The organism is Shewanella sp. SM20 (assembly GCF_025654545.1).
GTDB classification, from domain to species: Bacteria; Pseudomonadota; Gammaproteobacteria; order Enterobacterales; family Shewanellaceae; genus Shewanella; species Shewanella oncorhynchi.
The window spans coordinates 14,989-33,106 of the sequence record NZ_JAKKRK010000009.1; the positions used below are offsets into that span (position 1 = coordinate 14,989).

The window sequence follows — 18,118 nt, forward strand, 5'->3', positions numbered from 1 at the left end:
GGTTAAACAAACTGTGTCAAATCCTATACGTGGATTAACTATGCATAGGATTGGACATAGAAGTTTGCCAAGCTGGGGGCAAGCTAGGCTTGCCCCCTATCGACTATTGTCCTGACTTCACTTTGGTCCAAACACGGGTTAATACGCGCTGAATTTTCAAAGGACGAATTTCACCGATATAAAGTTTGTCTAACACTTCTTGTGGTGGATAGATCGCAGGATCGGTACGGATAGCCTCATCAACCAGAGGTTGAGCGGGATCGTTCGGGTTAGCATACGCCACATAGTTAGAGATAGGCGCTATGACTTCTGGACGTAGAAAATAGTTAATCAGCGTGAGTGCATTATCGACGTTCGTTGAATCAGCAGGGATAGCTAACATATCGAACCACAGATTGGCACCTTCTTTTGGAATGGAGTAGCCAATCTTATTGCCATTTTTTGCTTCTTCAGCACGGGCCTTCGCTTGGAATACGTCACCGGAGAAACCGTAAGCGACACAGATGTCACCGTTCGCTAAGTCAGAAATATAACGTGAAGAATGGAAATACGTCACATAAGGACGAATTTTTTCCAGTAGCTCACCCGCTTTTTCATAGTCTTCAGCCTTAGTACTGTTAGGATCTAAGCCTAAATAAATCATCGCCTGTGGCACCATGTCGTCGGCAGAGTCCAACATAGCAAAGCCACACTTAGAAATTTTTTCAGCGTATTTAGGATTGAAGATCAGTTCCATTGAGTTAAATGGCGCATCTTCCCCCACAGCGGCTTTCACTTTATCTATGTTGTAACCAATGCCATTGGTTCCCCATAAATAAGGCACGGCATATTGGTTACCCGGATCGGCTTTTTCAAGCAACTTCATCAGGGCTGGATTTAAATTTTTAAAATTAGGTAACTTAGCGCGGTCTAAAGGTTTGAAAGCACCCGCTTTGATTTGCTTAGCGAGAAAGTGGTTAGAAGGTACAACGATATCGTAGCCACTACGACCAGACAGTAATTTAGCCTCAAGCACTTCGTTACTATCAAATACATCGTAAATTACCCTAATGCTCGTTTCTTTCTTGAAGTTTTCTAAGGTATCTTCCGCGATATAATCTGACCAGTTATACACGCGAACCACTTCTTCCGCTTGGGCTACTGCGCTCGCAAATACGCTCGCAGTCACCAGCGCTAATGTGGTCATCTTATTAAATAGCTTCATGCTTTCTCCTTTCTCGGGTAGCAGAACTGCTTAAGCAAATTCTGACATTGTGTCACCGGGCTGCCCGGATATTGTTGTTATTTTCGACCAATGCTACACCTTAAAAACCGCATCGGCAGTCTCTACGGCATGATAACCATGCCTACTTTATATCTTGCTGCAATTTGTTAAGTATCAGGTTTCGTGCCAAATTTTCGAGGCATCGGTATTGCATTAACACTCAAAAAAATAGACTAGATATGACACTGCTTGTACATTTTGCAACATTAAGGCAAATGCCTCAAGTCCCTAAGCAATCGCAAAAAAACACTTAGATAAACACATTTTAAATATGACTAACAATTAGTTAGTAACGCTAGCAAGCGAACAACCTAAAATTGTTAAGCCTATTTTACTTCCCTTGCAGACAAGCAATGGAATTGAATAATCACTTTAACGGACAAGCCATTAAAAACCATCATATTATTTAACAAGCGAGTTGCACCAGTTAAGTGCAACCTCACTAAAACAGTGCACGCATCAGTATCGTTATGGCCAACGTTAACCCCTTATTCCTTGGGTTAACGCGGCAACACGGTCAGTGCAATCAATCCAAAACATTACACAGTGAGTAATAGGAATTCACGTTCCCATGAGCTGACAACACGGCGGAAGTTTTCAAGTTCAGCCTGTTTTACCGCCACAAATCCAGTGGTGAAGGATTCGCCTAAATATTGCTTACAGGCATCACTTTCTTCCATCGCCGCTAATGCTTCCTCTAATGTCAGCGGTAAACAATGGGTATTATTGCTACGGCTTTCATTGGCTTTACCTTGCACAGGAGTCGAAGGTTTTAGCGACTCAACCATGCCGATATAGCCACACAACAAGCTCGCGGCAATCGCCAAATAACAGTTAGCATCGGCGCCGGGAATGCGGTTCTCAATGCGACGGTTTTGTGGTGAAGATTCTGGAATGCGTAAACCACAGGTACGGTTTTCATCGCCCCATTCTAAGTTTACAGGTGCAGAAGTGCCGGGGAGGAAACGACGAAACGAGTTCGCATTTGGCGCCATCAGTGGCAGCAACTCAGGAATGAATTTTTGTAGGCCTGCAATATATCCCAAGAATAGCTTGCTCTTAGTCCCATCTTCATTAGTGAAAATATTCTTGCCCGTCTCTTTATTGATCACGCTTTGATGAATATGCATCGCACTGCCAGGTTCATCCGTCACGGGTTTTGCCATAAAAGTGGCACACACATCGTGCTTCAGCGCTGCTTCCCGTAAAGTGCGTTTAAAGATAAACACTTGATCAGCTAAAGATAATGCGTTGCCATGGCTGAAGTTAATCTCCATCTGTGCGGGACCATCTTCATGGATTAAAGTATCGATATCTAAACCTTGAAGCTCACACCAATCGTACATGTCTTCAAACATAGGATCGTATTCGTTGGCAGCATCAATAGAGAATGACTGGCGACCCGCTTCGGGGCGGCCTGAACGACCAATTGGAGGCTTTAGGGGTAAATCGTGGTCGTCACTACGACGAGTCAAATAGAACTCCATTTCGGGAGCGATAACAGGTTCCCAGCCCTGTTCGTCATAGAGAGACAACACTTTTTTCAATACGTTACGTGGTGAAAGCTCAATAGGATTACCCATTCTGTCGTAGCAATCGTGGATAACCTGTGCCGTGGCTTCGATGGTCCAAGGCAACATAAAAACGGCATTTTCATCGGGTACACAAACAAAATCGATGTCGGCTGCATCGAGCAAACTGTAGTAAATCTCTTCGTCGACAAAATCACCCGTCACAGTTTGCAACAACACACTTTCGGGCAAACGCATGCCTTTTTCATCGAGAAACTTATCGACTGGAGCAATCTTGCCGCGGGCGATGCCAGTCATGTCACTGATAACACATTCGACTTCTGTGATTTTTCGTTCTTTTAAAAAAGCGATTAGCTTATTCATTATTATTTCACTCGAGTTGTAGCCCTACGTCGGCATGCATCACCGAAGGCATTGAAAATGGAGAGGTAAAACGGATTCTCGCTCACCTTCCACTCTGGATGCCATTGCACACCGAGGGCAAATTCTTTAGTACCAATTACGGAGAAAGCCTCCACTAACCCATCTGGAGCATAAGCTTCTGGCCGCAACCCAACACCCAGACGCTCCACGCCTTGAGTATGTACAGAGTTAATCTCTGCAGAGTTACGGCCCCAGGCCTCGTAAATAAGCCCCCCGGGCTCAACAGTAATACTGTGAGAAGCCCCATACTGCACATCTAAGGATGCGGTTTTATCTTCTCGATGTTCAATAAAGCCACCCACCTCATGGAGCTTCTGATGCAAACTGCCACCAAAAGCCACATTCATTTCTTGAAAACCGCGACAAATACCTAATACAGGTACCCCAGCAGCAATAGCAGCGTGGATCAGCGGCAAAGTTGTCGCGTCACGTTTAGGATCATGGTGTGTACCAAGCTCACTCGGCTGGCCTGCATAAAGATGGGGTTCTACATTAGAAGGAGAGCCAGTAAACAAAATACCGTCAAGACGCTCTAAAATAGCGTCTATCGGTAAATCGCCACCTAAAGATGGGATCACTAACGGCCAGCCTTTCGCGCCATTAACTACGCCTAAAAGGTATTTTTCACCAACAATATTAAAGGGGTGTGATCCCAATTGTTGATTGCATGCAATAACACCTATGAGGGGTAAATCGGCTGACATATCTCACCTTTAGAATTGATTTTACTAGCATAACGAACACTTTGCCTTTAAATGTTCATTTTTTCACACAGTACACCGAAATTTAGCACTAGGCAAGAGGTTAAACACTTGTTAAAGATTATTTAATCCACTTATTCTTAATAAGCATAAATAACATGTAGTTAAATGTATATTTTTCCCATTTCACGCTAATTCATGTATATAAACCGGCGGTTACACCAGCATAAAGCTCACTTTTTACAGGGTAAATTAAACCGTATTCGAACCAAATTTGAACCAATATTATTTACACAAAGAAGAGGATACATAACCAATATGACAGGGTTAAAAAGTAGGTAATACCAATCGTATTAAATATCTGTTCATTCAGCGGGAGTTCAACGCGCTTTAGACAAGGCGAAGGCTTGAAGGCATAGTGGTGCTCTGTCGAAAGCCTTAAACGCAGTATAAAGTGCGTTGCCATGTAGTGAACATCAGCCGCCCTTCGGGAGCCTCACTGGCATGCCACTCCCGTGTTGCATTGACTTAAAAGGGAATGACCATTTCTGCGTCAATGCGCCTTGGATTGAAATGCCTGTGAGGCTCTGAACTGATGAGATATTTAATGTGATTGGTATAAATCCGCAGGAATGTTGAATAACAGTATTACGCCACTCACCTTTAGCTAATAAGTGGCCTAATATGTTGAATAATAGGGTAAGTTAATGACTTAATTAGAAGTTTGCAGGCGTAGTCGCACTCACAAGGCGACAAGGTTCATCGAAGGGATTGCGGAATCTATGGGGTAATTCACTGTTAAAATAATAACTGTCACCCGCTTCCAAAATATACACTTCATCCCCAACAGTGAGTTCGAATTTACCTTCTATCACCATAGCGGCCTCTTCACCTTCGTGCTTTAGCATCTCTTCACCCGTATCTGAACCGGGTGGGTAAATCTCATTCATCACTGACATTGCACGGTTCGGGTAATCACGGCCAATCAGTTTAAATTCAAGTGGCCCAGTACCGATATTCAGTAATTCATTGGATCGATAGACGACCTTTTGCTCACTATCCGTTGAGGCTTCAATGGAGAAAAAGTCCACTAAAGACATCGGGATACCCGACAGCACTTTTTTTAAAGAGCTGACTGACGGGCTAACACTGTTTTTCTCGATCATTGAAATCGTACTGTTAGTCACACCAGCACGTTTGGCTAATTCTCGTTGAGATAAGCCTTTCATTTTTCGAACAGTTTTGAGGCTGGCTCCAATATCCAAATTTCACATCCCCCTAAAGGCTCGGGTCAATCCCGATAGATGACGAACAGGTTGTTCAGGATAAACACCATCCAGAACGCATTTTCGCCCAAAAAGCGCGTGTTTTACTGCTTTCATTGTATTCTACATAAAAAGCGTGTTAAATAAAACGAACACTTTTTTGCGTCATGTTAAAAGTGTGATGAGTATACTGAGACAAGTCCAATTTACAATAAAAACAATTTTTGGGAGCCATAATGGCAAGCAAACCTCCAGTGCACAGCGAACAGTATCCACACTCTTATTATGTTGATACTGCTAAAGAAATTTACGCGCACCCACAACTCGAAGGCAATATCAGTGCCGATGTCTGCATAGTGGGCGGCGGCTTTAGCGGTATCAATACCGCCATAGAACTCGCACAGCGCGGTATGAGTGTTGTGCTGTTAGAAGCGAGGCGAATTGGCTGGGGCGCATCGGGGCGTAATGGCGGCGAACTCATTCGCGGCATAGGCCATGACCCTACACAATTTCAAAGTGAAATAGGCACTGAAGGTGTTCAAGCAATTCAACAGATGGGCTTTGAAGCCGTCGAGATAGTGCGAAATCGCATACGAGAACACAGTATCGACTGTGATCTGCAAATGGGTTATTGCGACTTAGCGGTAAAACCTCGTCACATGGATGAGCTTGAAGAAGAATTTTGCGCACTCAAGGCCATGGGTTATCAGCAAGAAATCAAGCTGTTAACTAAGGCGCAATTAGGTGAAGTCATAGGCTCAGACTTTTATCAAGGCGCGCTAGTTGATATGGGTAGCGGCCATTTACACCCGCTGAATCTTGCTCTGGGTGAAGCTCGCGTCGCCCGCAATCTCGGCGCTAGGTTGTTTGAGTACAGCGCTGCTGAAAAAATCATTCAAGGCGCCAAACCTAAGGTCATTACCGCTAAGGGCGAAGTCACATGCCAATACGTAGTGCTGGCGGGCAATGCCTATATCGGCCACAAACTTAATAGCTTTGTAGGGGGGAAAGTATTACCTGCTGGCAGTTATTTATTGGCAACAGAGCCCTTAACTGAGGCCCAATGCGCGAGTATTATCCCGCAGAATATGGCCTTCGCGGATATGCGAATTGCCCTAGATTACTTTCACTTATCGGCAGATCGTCGTTTGCTGTTTGGCGGCCTTTGTACCTATTCGGGTAAAGATCCGAAAGACATTGAAGCGGCACTGAGACCGAATCTTGAGAAGGTTTTCCCGCAATTAAAAGGGGTACGTATCGATTATGAATGGGGCGGCATGATAGGTATCGGTGCTAACCGTATGCCACAAATTGGTCGCCTTCCCGATGCAAATAATATTTTTTACGCCCAAGCCTATGCGGGACACGGCGTGAATGCCACTCACACGGCGGCAAAACTGCTTGCCGAGGCCATTTGCCAACAGGCGGGACATTTCGATGTGTTTGCTAAAATCAAACACATCACCTTCCCCGGCGGCCCGACGTTCCGCTCACCTATGCTCGCTGCAGGCATGCTGTATCACAGATTTAAGGACTTGTTTTAAGTCGCTTGTTACGCCTTGCCCACAGGATAAAAGGGATAGACCCAAGATAATGCACGACTAAAGCCACCAAGACGCCAAAGCCAATACCACTAGAAGTTAAAGGTATCCCTGGCTTAAAGTTGCTGATGGTTTTCTCAAGATAATCAAAGCGAACAGGGTTAAACATATAGGCAGTTTTCTCAAACAAATTGCCCGTATTAAAGATCGCCACGCCCTGTGTTAACGCTTTATAAAGCGCCAGTGTCTGTACCTTTTGCTCAGCGTCGGCACGCACACTTGGCTCCTCATTTTGCTGGTGGCTGGCAATCATGGCATCAACATCGGCGTAATGATATTCCTTAGCCGTTGCCTCGTAACCTTCTACCTGCCATCGAGTCGATTCATAAAGGCCTGATAAAAATTGCTGATAATGATCAGCCAGTTGTGGTAACTGTAAGGCAATCACTAAAATAAATCCAAATACCAACTTGTCGATCAATCTCGCTATCAAAGGTTTCTCCTTGGCATTTCGCCAAACGACGTAAAAGTCACATGATGTTCAACAAAAACCACGCTAACTTAATTAATCTACAGCACTAATTTCAATGGTGATACTCAATTAACACTCTATCGGCAGATCGTTACGGCTGCCCCAATCCGCCCATGAACCGTCATAGAGGATAGGATTTTTATGCCCCGCGGCGACCGAAGCTAAGATCAAAATACACGCCGTAATCCCAGAACCACAGCTGAATATCCTTGCGGATTTATCCGCTGCTAGCCCTTGATAAATAGACTGTAGCTCACTGGTCGTTTTGATTTTATTGCCATCGAGCACTTGAGCGAAGGGTAAGTTAACAGAACGAGGAATATGCCCTGAGCGCACACCGGGGCGCGGCTCACTCACTTGCCCTAAAAAGCGTGGCGCACCACGGGCATCGACAATCGCCGTTTCGGCATCTTCAATTCTTGATAGGACAGCTTGCGCATCCATCACAAGCTCAGGGTGGTATTGCAGCACATCCGCCAAAGTATCGATATCCGTCGGGCCATAATCGACGCCTTCGGCTTGATAACCCGATGAGGTAATGCGGTCTTCTTCAATCCATTGAGGCAAGCCACCATCAAGCACATAGACTCGATTAAAGCCCATGACTTTAAAGGTCCACCACGCCCGTGGAGATGAATAAATGCCTTGGTTATCATAGATAACAATAACACTGTCGACCTCAATCCCAAGTTGGGCTATCCCTTGGATGAATTGCTCAAACGTCGGCAAGGCATGAATTTGGGTTGAAGTCTTATCGCAAAACACATTTTCCAAGTCGAATCGACGTGAGCGCGGAATGCAAATAGGCTCATCGTAAACTAGGGGTTCTTTACCAATAACGGTTTCCATACTGGCATCGAGTAAGACTAAATGGGGATCGGTGAGGTGTGCTTCGAGCCACTGCGTACTAACAAGTGGGTATTCCATAGCGGGTCCTTTTACTGTTATCCAAATCTGCCGATAGTCTCTCACCAAATGCCGTAAAGCCCAAATATCAGCTTAACAAATTGTCTGCTTTGGGATTTTATTTAAAAGCGCCGGCTCGGTTTTATGCGCTCAATTATTAGTGCATTCAATCATTAGATTGCGACGAAGCCGTGTTTTGAAGAGAGTGCTTTCAAAACGATCCTGTTGATATGGCCGTGTTCGAGATAGCCGTTTTCGCAAAAGTCCGTTTCGAGACAACTGTTTTCAAAATAGCCGCTATTTAATGACTTCTATTTTCACGTCAATCAAGCCAGAAGAAGTATTGCCTATACTACTGAACGCCGATTTAGACAGATCAATAATGCGGCCACGCACGAAAGGCCCTCTATCATTGATTTTCACAATCACACTTTTGCCATTATCGACATTGGTGACCTTAACACTCGAGCCAAAGGGTAACTTTTTATGCGCTGCTGTCTTTAATTTATGTTTGTAAAGTTCACCGCTGGCCGTCTGCTTATTCTGATGTTTATCCCCATAAAAGGAAGCCTGACCAGCTTCAGTGAATCCCACCCAGTTACCATTTTCACCCGTCTGCATTGAAGAACAGCCGGCCAAAAAGCTTAGCAATGCCAGTACAGCTAGTTTGACGACATTGAACTGCCTAATTGGGTTTTGAAGTGCATTCACATGACACCCTCTCTAATGAGTGAACGCTTTGCTGACGAGTGATAGGCTCAGCAAAAATCACAGGGAAATAACGAACAACCTTAGATGGCAAAGCTCAAGACCTGCATCCTAAAAGATCAAAATAAGAAACAATAAATTTCCACGAGGCTACAGCAGTTGCACGCTAAAATCACGTATTTACAGGTGAATGCTCTTACGTTGAGATAAAATATGCAGTCATAACGAGGCTTTGTTTCCTAATTTAGATCGGTAAACAAAGCCCTAACGAGTTAACACTTCATGGATAATCTCAAATTTGGGTTCTTTACCACTTGGCCATGTAGGTTTCTTTATGGGGTTTTCAAAGGTGGTCAGCCAAATATCAAGATCACTGGAACCAGACAAACAACCCATAAACGCAAAATACATTCCACTATTTATCATGTGACGGGCAAACTGAATAGCGTCTTCAAGAGTGCCCTCTTCCCAGTTATGTGTGAACGTTTCATCATCCCATACCCATTTAATGGGGACTCCACTTTCATCACAAGCGAAGAACCTTACATTTCGATAACCTTTACTTGCTGTTTTTAGAGAATTTATAAAACTTTCTCTGGTGTTATCAAATCTTTTTTTGAACTCTTCAATATCTAGATCTTTGCTAATAAAGTTCTTCATACTTGCCCTAGAGATAAATACTACCAACGGTATGACATAACCACACACAAAAAATTCTATCCAATGAGCCCAGTGACTGATGTCGTTTAGCTCTGTTAGAAGCTAATTATGCCAAAGATTGGTATTCATTGCTGCCATTATGAAAGAACCTAATTTCGATACATTTTATTTCTTTTTTAGAGGAAATTAATTGCTCCACGAACCAAATATAACCGATTTCATATAGCTTATTTTGTAGGGAGAACAAATCATCTTCTGGCATATTTTCTATATCAACATTCAATAATTGATACCAATTAAAGGCTTTAAATTCAGAAACATCCTCAAACTCACATACTGCGGTTAAAAGCCATGCGCCATTCATCATAGAGGCGATGTCGACAAAAAAATCGCAATATGCCTCACCTTGATTCTTACAAGAAATCGCATATTCCCTAACAAGTTCCATAAAATCAGATTTGTAACTATCGAGAGCTTTACTGACGATTGCCCCAAACTCTTCTACGTTGTTCATACTTGCCTTCTTATTCAATGATCTAAGCACCCTATAATATCACAAATAACTTACAACACTTTTCACACTATGCCACTACACTATGACTAAATGCATTAATGGTAATGTTTGAAAGCCACAAATTTATAAGCGATAACTTACGATATTTATGAAGCAGATAAAAATGGAAGTAAATTGAGATATTAATGGGAGTGTTTAAAGTCAATATTCTATCGGGTATAAGTGAGCAACAACATTACGAACCAATACGGTAACATGTTATTCACGGTAACAGATGCAGATTTTACAAGTAAAATATGGCTTAGAAAAAATGGGGACGGCTTGAGCTCCAAAAAATAAAAAACCTCTTTCCATGTACTATGAAAAGAGGTTTTAGTATTGAGCGAAAGCGGCTCCTTCTTTTATATAGACAAAAAAGAGCGGTTATAAAAACAGAACGCTTATAGCACGATCCAAGTCGCTTTCAATTCTGTGTATTTGTCGAAGGAGTGCAGAGATTTATCTCGGCCATTACCTGACTGTTTATAGCCACCAAATGGCGCTGTCATGTCGCCGCCATCGTAATGGTTGATCCATACCATGCCAGAGCGTAGGGCTTTGGCGGTTTTATGGGCCTTGCTGATATCCGAAGTCCATACGCCAGCGGCTAAACCGTAGATGGTATCGTTGGCTATTGATATCGCTTCTTCCATGCCATTAAATTCAATAACAGATAACACAGGGCCAAAGATTTCTTCGCTGGCAATTTTCATCTGATTGTTTACGTTAGAAAATACCGTTGGCTGCACATATACACCGCCCGTATCGGCCATAACTTGGCAGCCACCGTGGACTAAGGTTGCACCTTCGTCTTTACCCGCTTTGATGTAACTGAGTACTGTATCTAACTGTTGTTTATCGACAACGGCGCCGCTCACAGTGGCGGGATCGAGTGGATGCCCCGGATGCCATGAGGCTAACTCCTCTGCGATAAGCGCGATAAGCTCATCTTTCACCCCGGACTCCACCAGCAAACGCGAACCTGCGGTGCAAACTTCACCTTGGTTAAAAGCAATGGCTTCGGCAGCAGCAACAGCAGCGGCTTTGAGATCTGGCGCGTCATTAAAGACGATATTAGGGCTCTTGCCTCCCGCCTCTAGCCACACGCGTTTCATGTTCGACTCACCAGCGTAAATCATTAATTGCTTGGCAATTTTGGTGGAACCTGTGAAAACCAGCGTATCCACATCCATATGCAACGCTAAGGCTTTACCCACAGTATGACCAAATCCTGGCAACACGTTGAGTACGCCTTTTGGGATCCCAGCTTCAATAGCCAGTTGCGCCATACGGATAGCCGTTAAGGGTGACTTTTCAGAGGGTTTTAATACTACACTATTACCCGTGGCCAGCGCGGGCCCGAGCTTCCAACACGCCATCAGCATTGGGAAGTTCCACGGAACAATCGCGGCGACAACCCCCACAGGCTCACGGGTGATCATGCCAATTTCATTGTGAGCCGTTGGCGCGAGTTCATCGTAAATTTTATCAATCGCTTCGCCAGACCAGCGAATCGCACGGGCAGCACCCGCCACATCCACCGCTTTGGAGAAACGAATTGGTTTACCCATGTCGAGGGTTTCTAACAGCGCGAGCTCATTGGCATTTTCCTCCAGTAACTCGGCGAAACGTATCATCACTTGTTTGCGCTTTACCGGAGACTGCTGCGACCAAACACCAGACTCGAATACGCTGCGGCCATTAGCAACCGCAAGATTAGCATCTGCAAGATCGCAACTCGCCACTTTTACCAACAAGCGACCATCGATAGGACTAATACAATCAAAGGTGTTACCCGAAACGGCATCTTGGTATTCACCATTGATAAACGCCTTACCATTAATAGACAGGCTGGCAGCTAGACTTTCCCATTCGCTGCGTTTCTTCGGTGTGCTCATGATGACCTCTTAATAATTCGTATAGGTGTGGTTTATCGTTCATCGACAAGAAAATAGTGGTCTGTGACGACTTTAACGCAAATGCTAAACATCATCACAGTCATAATCCGAGCTTCAGGTTACGCTGTTTAAGCAATAAAATTCAATATTTTTTACAAAAATAGCTTTTTTGCCACAAATAACTGCACACAACTCTTCCATGTTCATTATTTCTAACATAGCATAGCAAATATTAGCCACCCTAAAACAAGACCTGAAAATACAGGACAAGGTAGACACTATGGCCGATTTGCCGCTCAATTCCTCAAGCGCACCCTCACTTGAACATTTCTGGATGCCTTTTACCGCTAACCGCCAATTCAAAGCCAGTCCGCGGTTACTCGCCAAGGCCGAAGGCATGTATTACACGGATATTGATGGTAATAAGGTATTAGATGCCACCGCTGGTTTATGGTGTTGTAACGCAGGCCATGGTCGCAAAGAAATCAGCGAAGCGGTCAGCAAACAAATTAAAGAGATGGACTACGCGCCCTCCTTCCAAATGGGTCATCCGATTGCCTTTGAACTTGCCGAGCGCTTAGTCGAGCTCAGTCCTGAGGGATTGAACAAGGTCTTCTTTACTAACTCAGGTTCTGAGTCCGTCGATACTGCACTTAAGATGGCACTTTGCTATCACAGAGCCAACGGTCAAGCCTCACGCACCCGCTTTATCGGCCGAGAAATGGGTTACCACGGTGTAGGTTTTGGCGGTATATCTGTCGGTGGATTAAGCAATAACCGCAAAGCATTTAGTGGCCAATTATTGCAAGGCGTCGATCACTTACCGCACACCTTAGATATCCAAAATGCGGCATTTACCCGTGGACTCTCGCACTTTGGCGCTGAAAAAGCCGAAGTATTAGAACAACTAGTGACCCTGCATGGCGCCGAGAATATTGCCGCCGTGATCGTTGAACCAATGTCAGGCTCAGCAGGGGTGATATTGCCGCCACAAGGTTACTTAAAACGTCTGCGTGAAATCACTAAAAAGCACGGCATCCTACTGATTTTTGACGAAGTCATTACCGCTTTTGGCCGCGTTGGCGCCGCTTTTGCGAGTCAACGTTGGGGCGTTATTCCAGACATGATCACCACTGCTAAAGCCATCAATAACGGCGCCATCCCTATGGGCGCAGTGTTTGTGCAAGATTTTATCCACGACACTTGCATGCAAGGCCCCACAGAACTGATTGAGTTTTTCCACGGTTACACCTATTCAGGTCATCCAGTCGCAGCCGCCGCCGCACTTGCCACACTATCGATTTATGAGAATGAGCAATTATTCGAACGTAGTTTTGAGCTTGAGCGCTACTTTGAAGACGCCGTGCACAGCCTCAAAGGGTTGCCGAATGTGATTGATATCCGCAACACAGGCTTAGTGGCGGGGATTCAATTCTCCCCTAACGCTCAAGGCGTGGGTAAACGGGGTTACGGCGTGTTTGAACACTGCTTCCGCCACGGCACTTTAGTGCGAGCCACGGGCGACATTATTGCCATGTCACCACCACTGATTGTCGATAAACGCGAGATTGACCAAATGGTTAATAGCCTAAGCGATGCCATTAACGCCGTTGGATAATAGTACCAGCGGTTCGTTCCACTCTTACATTTAACACCCCGCTGCGGCGGGGAACATCAAAGGTTAACTATGCTCAAGATCACTCACTTTGTTAATGGTCAGCACACTCCTGCCAGTACCAGAACCCAAGATATTTTTGAACCTGCCACGGGTGAACTACGTGGCCAAGTCTCACTAGCAAGCGAAACCGAAGTCGGCGAAGCCATCGCGATCGCTAAAACCGCCTTTGAAACCTGGTCGCAAGTCACGCCGCTCAACCGTGCTCGAGTGCTGTTTAAATTCAAAGCCTTAGTTGAGCAGAACCTAGATGAAATGGCGCAGCTTATCACCCGCGAGCACGGAAAAGTGATAGACGATGCTAAGGGCGAGTTGATCCGAGGTCTCGAAGTGGTCGAATTTGCCTGTGGTATTCCGCACTTGCTTAAAGGTGAACACACCCAGCAAGTGGGTGGCGGCGTCGATTCTTGGTCAGTTAATCAAGCTTTAGGTGTTGTCGCAGGCATAGCGCCCTTTAACTTCCCCGTGATGGTTCCCATGTGGATGTTCCCAATCGCGATTGCCTGCGGTAACACCTTTATTATGAAACCCTCGGAAAAAGACCCAAGCTCGGTGATGCGTATTGCTGAGCTGCTTAAAGAAGCGGGGCTTCCCGATGGCGTGTTTAACGTGATTAACGGCGACAAAGAAGCCGTCGATACCTTACTCACCCATAAAGATGTGCAAGCGGTGAGCTTTGTAGGCTCAACGCCGATTGCCGAATACATCTACAGCACAGCCTCTAAACATGGCAAACGCGTGCAAGCCTTAGGCGGCGCGAAAAATCATATGTTACTCATGCCAGATGCAGATTTAGATCAAGCCGTTAGCGCCTTAATGGGTGCCGCTTACGGCAGTGCTGGTGAGCGTTGTATGGCAATTTCAGTCGTACTCGCGGTAGGCGATGTGGGCGATGCGTTAGTGGAAAAACTGCTACCGCAAATCCAAACCTTAAAAGTCGGCAACGGCCTGACGCCAGAGATGGAAATGGGTCCGCTGATCTCAAAACAACACCTTGCCAAGGTCACCCAATATGTTGAAGCCGGTGTGCAAGAAGGTGCAGTGCTGCTGGTCGATGGCCGTAAACTGAGTGTTGAAGAAAATCCACAGGGCTATTTCCTCGGCGCCTGTTTGTTCGACCATGTCACGCCAGATATGAGCATCTACCGCGAAGAAATCTTTGGCCCAGTGCTGGCGATTGTGCGCGTGAAAGATTACCCGACGGCGCTTGAGCTGATTAACCAACACGAATTTGGCAATGGCACGGCGATTTTCACCCAAAGTGGTGAAGCGGCGCGGCATTTCTGCCACCACGTGCAAGTCGGTATGGTTGGGGTGAATGTGCCGATCCCGGTACCAATGGCGTTCCACAGTTTTGGCGGTTGGAAGCGTTCACTGTTTGGGCCGCTGCATATGCATGGCCCCGATGGCGTGCGTTTTTATACTAAGCGTAAGGCAATTACTGCCCGCTGGCCGGTGGGTAAACAGACTCAAGCCGAGTTTGTGATGCCAACGATGAAATAGCCGAATATCAGCTCAACAAGGAAATCGCAAATGACTGTGAGTATCAACGCCATTATTCGCTTTGCTACGGCGCAAACACCCGTCGAAACCTACCAGTTACCGGCGGAAAAGTTGTTAACTGGCAATCCAACTCAAGGGCTAGAGAATCATTATTCTAGCCCTTGTGATCAATTTCACAGTGGGATTTGGCAAAGTGAATCAGGCGCTTGGAAAATAAACTACACTGAATACGAGTACTGCGAAATCCTCGAAGGGATAAGTGTTATCACAGATCTTCAAGGTCAATCGCAGACTTTCACTGTGGGCGACAGGTTTATTATACCCGCGGGTTTTCAAGGCACTTGGGAAGTCGTGGAGCCCTGCCGCAAGGTTTACGTCATTTTCGAACAAAAGTGAGATCAACGAGGCTGATGTTAGCCTCAAAAAAGCTAAGTTATCTTAGCAATAACTCGCCATGAGGTCACAGCAACGGGTTTTCCTAGGCTGTTGTTTGGCAAACCAACGGATGCACTAGCGCGATTGAATAACCATGGTCGCCAGTAACACGTCCGAGTCAACAAAGAAAATGGGAGAAATACCGTGCATAATAATCTGAAAAAAAAACGGCTGGTACAGCTTGTCGGACTCGCGCTAACCACGACCCTATTCTCCGGCATTGCCGCCGCCGAAGTGACAGGGGAAATTAGTCTTACTAACGACTATCGTTTTCGCGGCGTATCACAAACCGCTGGCGATCCTGCCCTGCAAGGCGGTATTGATTGGAGCTTCGACTCAGGTTTCTCTGTCGGCGCTTGGGCAAGTAACGTGGATTTTGATGAGCCAGGTTATAACGGCCCAGCGATCGAATACGATTTCTATGTCGCCTATGGTGGTGAGATCAACGAAGATCTGACCTACGACATCACCCTTAACCGTTATAACTACTCAGGCGAGAGTGATATAGGTTATTTCGAAGTGATTACGGGTATGGAATTTAAGGGCTTTCGCCTAGCCTATTGGTTTACCAATGATTACGGTGGTACTGACTTAGATTATCACTATGGAGAGCTAAACTACTCCTACGAATTTGTTGAAAACTGGAGTCTCGATCTGCACTACGGCTATAACGTGGGTGATGCCTTAGATGATGGTGAAGGTTTTGATAGCTACTCTGATTACTCTGTTGGCGTATCGACCGAATTGGCAGGCTTTGGGCTTTCTCTCGCTTGGTTAGGCACAGATCTCAGCGGTGACCAAAAGGTCTCTGATGGCGCATTCAAAAACTCAGATACCGTGCTTGCGAGCGTAAGTTACGCGTTCTAATTTCGCCTTAGGTTAGATTAACTAAGACACAAAAAAGCCCTCATCATCGAGGGCTTCTTTTTAGCTGTTCAAACAGACTTGACTACCAACTACGCATCTTATGGCCTTTCACCGCGTAGAACAGGATGAACAGATAACAGGGCAACATCACAATATAACCGCCCTGCATGCCCATATCAGTCGCCGAGCTCATTAAGCCCCAAGACACTGGACCAAAGGCGCCACCAGCAATCCCCATGATGAGAAGCGCTGAACCTGTACTGGTCAATTTGCCCATCCCAGACAAGGCTAGCGGCCATACTGCAGGCCAAACGATCGCATTGGCTAAACCGAGGAAGGCAATCATCAACAAAGTATCGGGCAGCGCCACACCGCCAAAAGGCACTAACAAAACATTAGCAATAGCGTAGGAATTATTGTCGCCAAACAAAATACCGCACGTCAGTAACAAACCCAGAATAGCCGACACCATCAAAGCCTTAGGCTGTGAAATAAAACGAGGAATTAACAGGATACCTAAAGAATAACCCAATACCATACACACCATAGTATAGGAAGTCATAACACCGTATGACTCTATGCCTAAAGACAAAGCAAATGTGCCAATGGTATCGCCAGCAATAACCTCTACAGCAACATAAACAAACAGCGCTAACACGCCAAAGGCTAAGTTAGGGTGAGATAATGCCGCTTTAAGTTGCCCTTTATCGGTATTTTCAGCCACTTCATCTTCATTGGATAATTCTGGTAATGGGGATTTTTTTACCGCTAGCGCTAAAATACCGATAAAAATCGCCATGCCTAAATAAGGGAATACTAGACCGTCGGCCATTTCTTCAATTTGTACTTGGGTCAGTTCAGTACCAATACGGTCTTTAAAACTGTCTAAAATCAGTGCAGAGAACACCAAAGGCGCAATCACACCCGCACCTTTATTCAAAATACCCATCACACTCACACGGGCAGCGGCGGATTCTTCAGGGCCTAAACGCACCACATAAGGGTTAACCGCAGTTTGTAATAGAGTTTGGCCCGCGCCCATCACTAATTGAGCGAAAAGGAATAAGGCAAATATTTGGGTTTCCGCGGCGGGGATAAACAGTAAACCCGCCAACATCATCACACCCATGCCAATCGCCATACCATTCTTATAACCGACTTTGCGAATAAGCCAAGCGGATGGCAAGGCAGTAAAGGTCACTGCGATATAAAAAGAAAACAGGATCAACGACGCTTGAAAGGGATTGAGTTGCAATATTTGTTTCAAATACGGCATCAAAGAACCATTCAACCAAGTGGCGAATCCGAGGATGAAAAAGAGAGCGGCCACTATGGCCATGGGGAGAAAGCTGCTTTTTTGCTGGCTTTTATCGAGTGTCATTTCCATAAACCTGCTTCTTATAGTAATTAATTATTGAGGTGATAACGGGGTTGACATTAATGCCTAAGTTCCCGAATATCCGTATCGCGACTCGTCCGCAATGGCTAATGTTATCATCCAAACGCACCATTGTTTCAGTGATGTTAAAACAAATAACACAAAAAGACAACGCTGTCATTTAATAAATTCTCGCGAATATTCCCTCGTAATCATCGATTGGCTAACTGATAAGTTATAAGTAAGTGATGACTCACATCCAGAAAATAATGTCAAA

At 45.3% G+C, this 18,118-nt stretch carries 16 protein-coding genes; 5 read left to right on the top strand and 11 right to left on the bottom strand.

What is annotated here, in order from left to right; genetic code table 11:
* Nucleotides 1–103 precede the first annotated feature (103 nt).
* The 4 genes from L5M18_RS05630 to L5M18_RS05645 form a co-directional block, all read right to left on the bottom strand.
* On the bottom strand, nt 104–1,204 hold the full coding sequence (locus L5M18_RS05630; RefSeq protein ID WP_028760882.1) for a polyamine ABC transporter substrate-binding protein: 1,101 nt from the start codon (nt 1,202–1,204) through the stop codon (nt 104–106).
* A 599-nt stretch (nt 1,205–1,803) separates the two neighbouring features.
* Complete coding sequence (locus L5M18_RS05635; protein ID WP_028760883.1) at nt 1,804–3,159, bottom strand: glutamine synthetase family protein; 1,356 nt, start codon at nt 3,157–3,159, stop codon at nt 1,804–1,806.
* Nucleotides 3,160–3,161: 2 nt separating this feature from the next.
* Nucleotides 3,162–3,923 (bottom strand): gamma-glutamyl-gamma-aminobutyrate hydrolase family protein, encoded by a 762-nt coding sequence (locus L5M18_RS05640; RefSeq protein WP_105249909.1) that lies wholly within the window; start codon nt 3,921–3,923, stop codon nt 3,162–3,164.
* 713 nt (nt 3,924–4,636) lie between these two features.
* Nucleotides 4,637–5,185, bottom strand: coding sequence for a cupin domain-containing protein (locus L5M18_RS05645; protein WP_028760885.1), 549 nt, complete (start codon nt 5,183–5,185; stop codon nt 4,637–4,639).
* A 236-nt stretch (nt 5,186–5,421) separates the two neighbouring features.
* Here L5M18_RS05645 and L5M18_RS05650 point away from each other — a divergent pair, with 236 nt between their 5' ends.
* Entirely contained in the window at nt 5,422–6,729 is a 1,308-nt protein-coding gene (locus L5M18_RS05650) for an NAD(P)/FAD-dependent oxidoreductase (protein ID WP_263196180.1), read from the top strand.
* Here L5M18_RS05650 and L5M18_RS05655 read toward each other — a convergent pair.
* The 6 genes from L5M18_RS05655 to L5M18_RS05680 all read right to left on the bottom strand — a co-directional run bounded on the left by L5M18_RS05655 (nt 6,713) and on the right by L5M18_RS05680 (nt 11,983).
* On the bottom strand, nt 6,713–7,219 hold the full coding sequence (locus L5M18_RS05655; RefSeq protein ID WP_105249911.1) for a DUF2937 family protein: 507 nt from the start codon (nt 7,217–7,219) through the stop codon (nt 6,713–6,715). The two genes, L5M18_RS05650 and L5M18_RS05655, sit on opposite strands and share 17 nt — an antisense overlap.
* A 108-nt stretch (nt 7,220–7,327) precedes the next feature.
* On the bottom strand, nt 7,328–8,185 hold the full coding sequence (locus L5M18_RS05660; RefSeq protein WP_263196181.1) for a sulfurtransferase: 858 nt from the start codon (nt 8,183–8,185) through the stop codon (nt 7,328–7,330).
* A gap of 276 nt (nt 8,186–8,461) precedes the next feature.
* Nucleotides 8,462–8,875, bottom strand: coding sequence for a septal ring lytic transglycosylase RlpA family protein (locus L5M18_RS05665; protein ID WP_173246207.1), 414 nt, complete (start codon nt 8,873–8,875; stop codon nt 8,462–8,464).
* Between the two features lie 261 nt (nt 8,876–9,136).
* Nucleotides 9,137–9,532: a hypothetical protein gene (locus L5M18_RS05670; protein WP_105249914.1), complete on the bottom strand. Its 396-nt coding sequence runs from the start codon at nt 9,530–9,532 to the stop codon at nt 9,137–9,139.
* A 106-nt stretch (nt 9,533–9,638) separates the two neighbouring features.
* Nucleotides 9,639–10,046, bottom strand: a complete 408-nt coding sequence (locus L5M18_RS05675) for a hypothetical protein (protein ID WP_263196182.1) — start codon at nt 10,044–10,046, stop codon at nt 9,639–9,641.
* Nucleotides 10,047–10,486: 440 nt separating this feature from the next.
* Complete coding sequence (locus tag L5M18_RS05680; RefSeq protein ID WP_263160875.1) at nt 10,487–11,983, bottom strand: aldehyde dehydrogenase; 1,497 nt, start codon at nt 11,981–11,983, stop codon at nt 10,487–10,489.
* 280 nt (nt 11,984–12,263) lie between these two features.
* Here L5M18_RS05680 and L5M18_RS05685 point away from each other — a divergent pair, with 280 nt between their 5' ends.
* The 4 genes from L5M18_RS05685 to L5M18_RS05700 all read left to right on the top strand — a co-directional run bounded on the left by L5M18_RS05685 (nt 12,264) and on the right by L5M18_RS05700 (nt 16,463).
* Complete coding sequence (locus L5M18_RS05685; RefSeq protein WP_263196183.1) at nt 12,264–13,601, top strand: aspartate aminotransferase family protein; 1,338 nt, start codon at nt 12,264–12,266, stop codon at nt 13,599–13,601.
* A 69-nt stretch (nt 13,602–13,670) separates the two neighbouring features.
* Nucleotides 13,671–15,161 (top strand): CoA-acylating methylmalonate-semialdehyde dehydrogenase, encoded by a 1,491-nt coding sequence (locus tag L5M18_RS05690; protein WP_263196184.1) that lies wholly within the window; start codon nt 13,671–13,673, stop codon nt 15,159–15,161.
* A gap of 30 nt (nt 15,162–15,191) precedes the next feature.
* Complete coding sequence (locus tag L5M18_RS05695; protein ID WP_219234048.1) at nt 15,192–15,557, top strand: cupin domain-containing protein; 366 nt, start codon at nt 15,192–15,194, stop codon at nt 15,555–15,557.
* Nucleotides 15,558–15,740: 183 nt separating this feature from the next.
* Nucleotides 15,741–16,463: a TorF family putative porin gene (locus tag L5M18_RS05700; RefSeq protein ID WP_113941294.1), complete on the top strand. Its 723-nt coding sequence runs from the start codon at nt 15,741–15,743 to the stop codon at nt 16,461–16,463.
* A gap of 82 nt (nt 16,464–16,545) precedes the next feature.
* Here L5M18_RS05700 and nagP read toward each other — a convergent pair whose 3' ends face one another.
* On the bottom strand, nt 16,546–17,844 hold the full coding sequence (gene nagP / locus L5M18_RS05705) for an N-acetylglucosamine MFS transporter NagP (RefSeq protein ID WP_263196228.1): 1,299 nt from the start codon (nt 17,842–17,844) through the stop codon (nt 16,546–16,548).
* Nucleotides 17,845–18,118 lie beyond the last annotated feature (274 nt).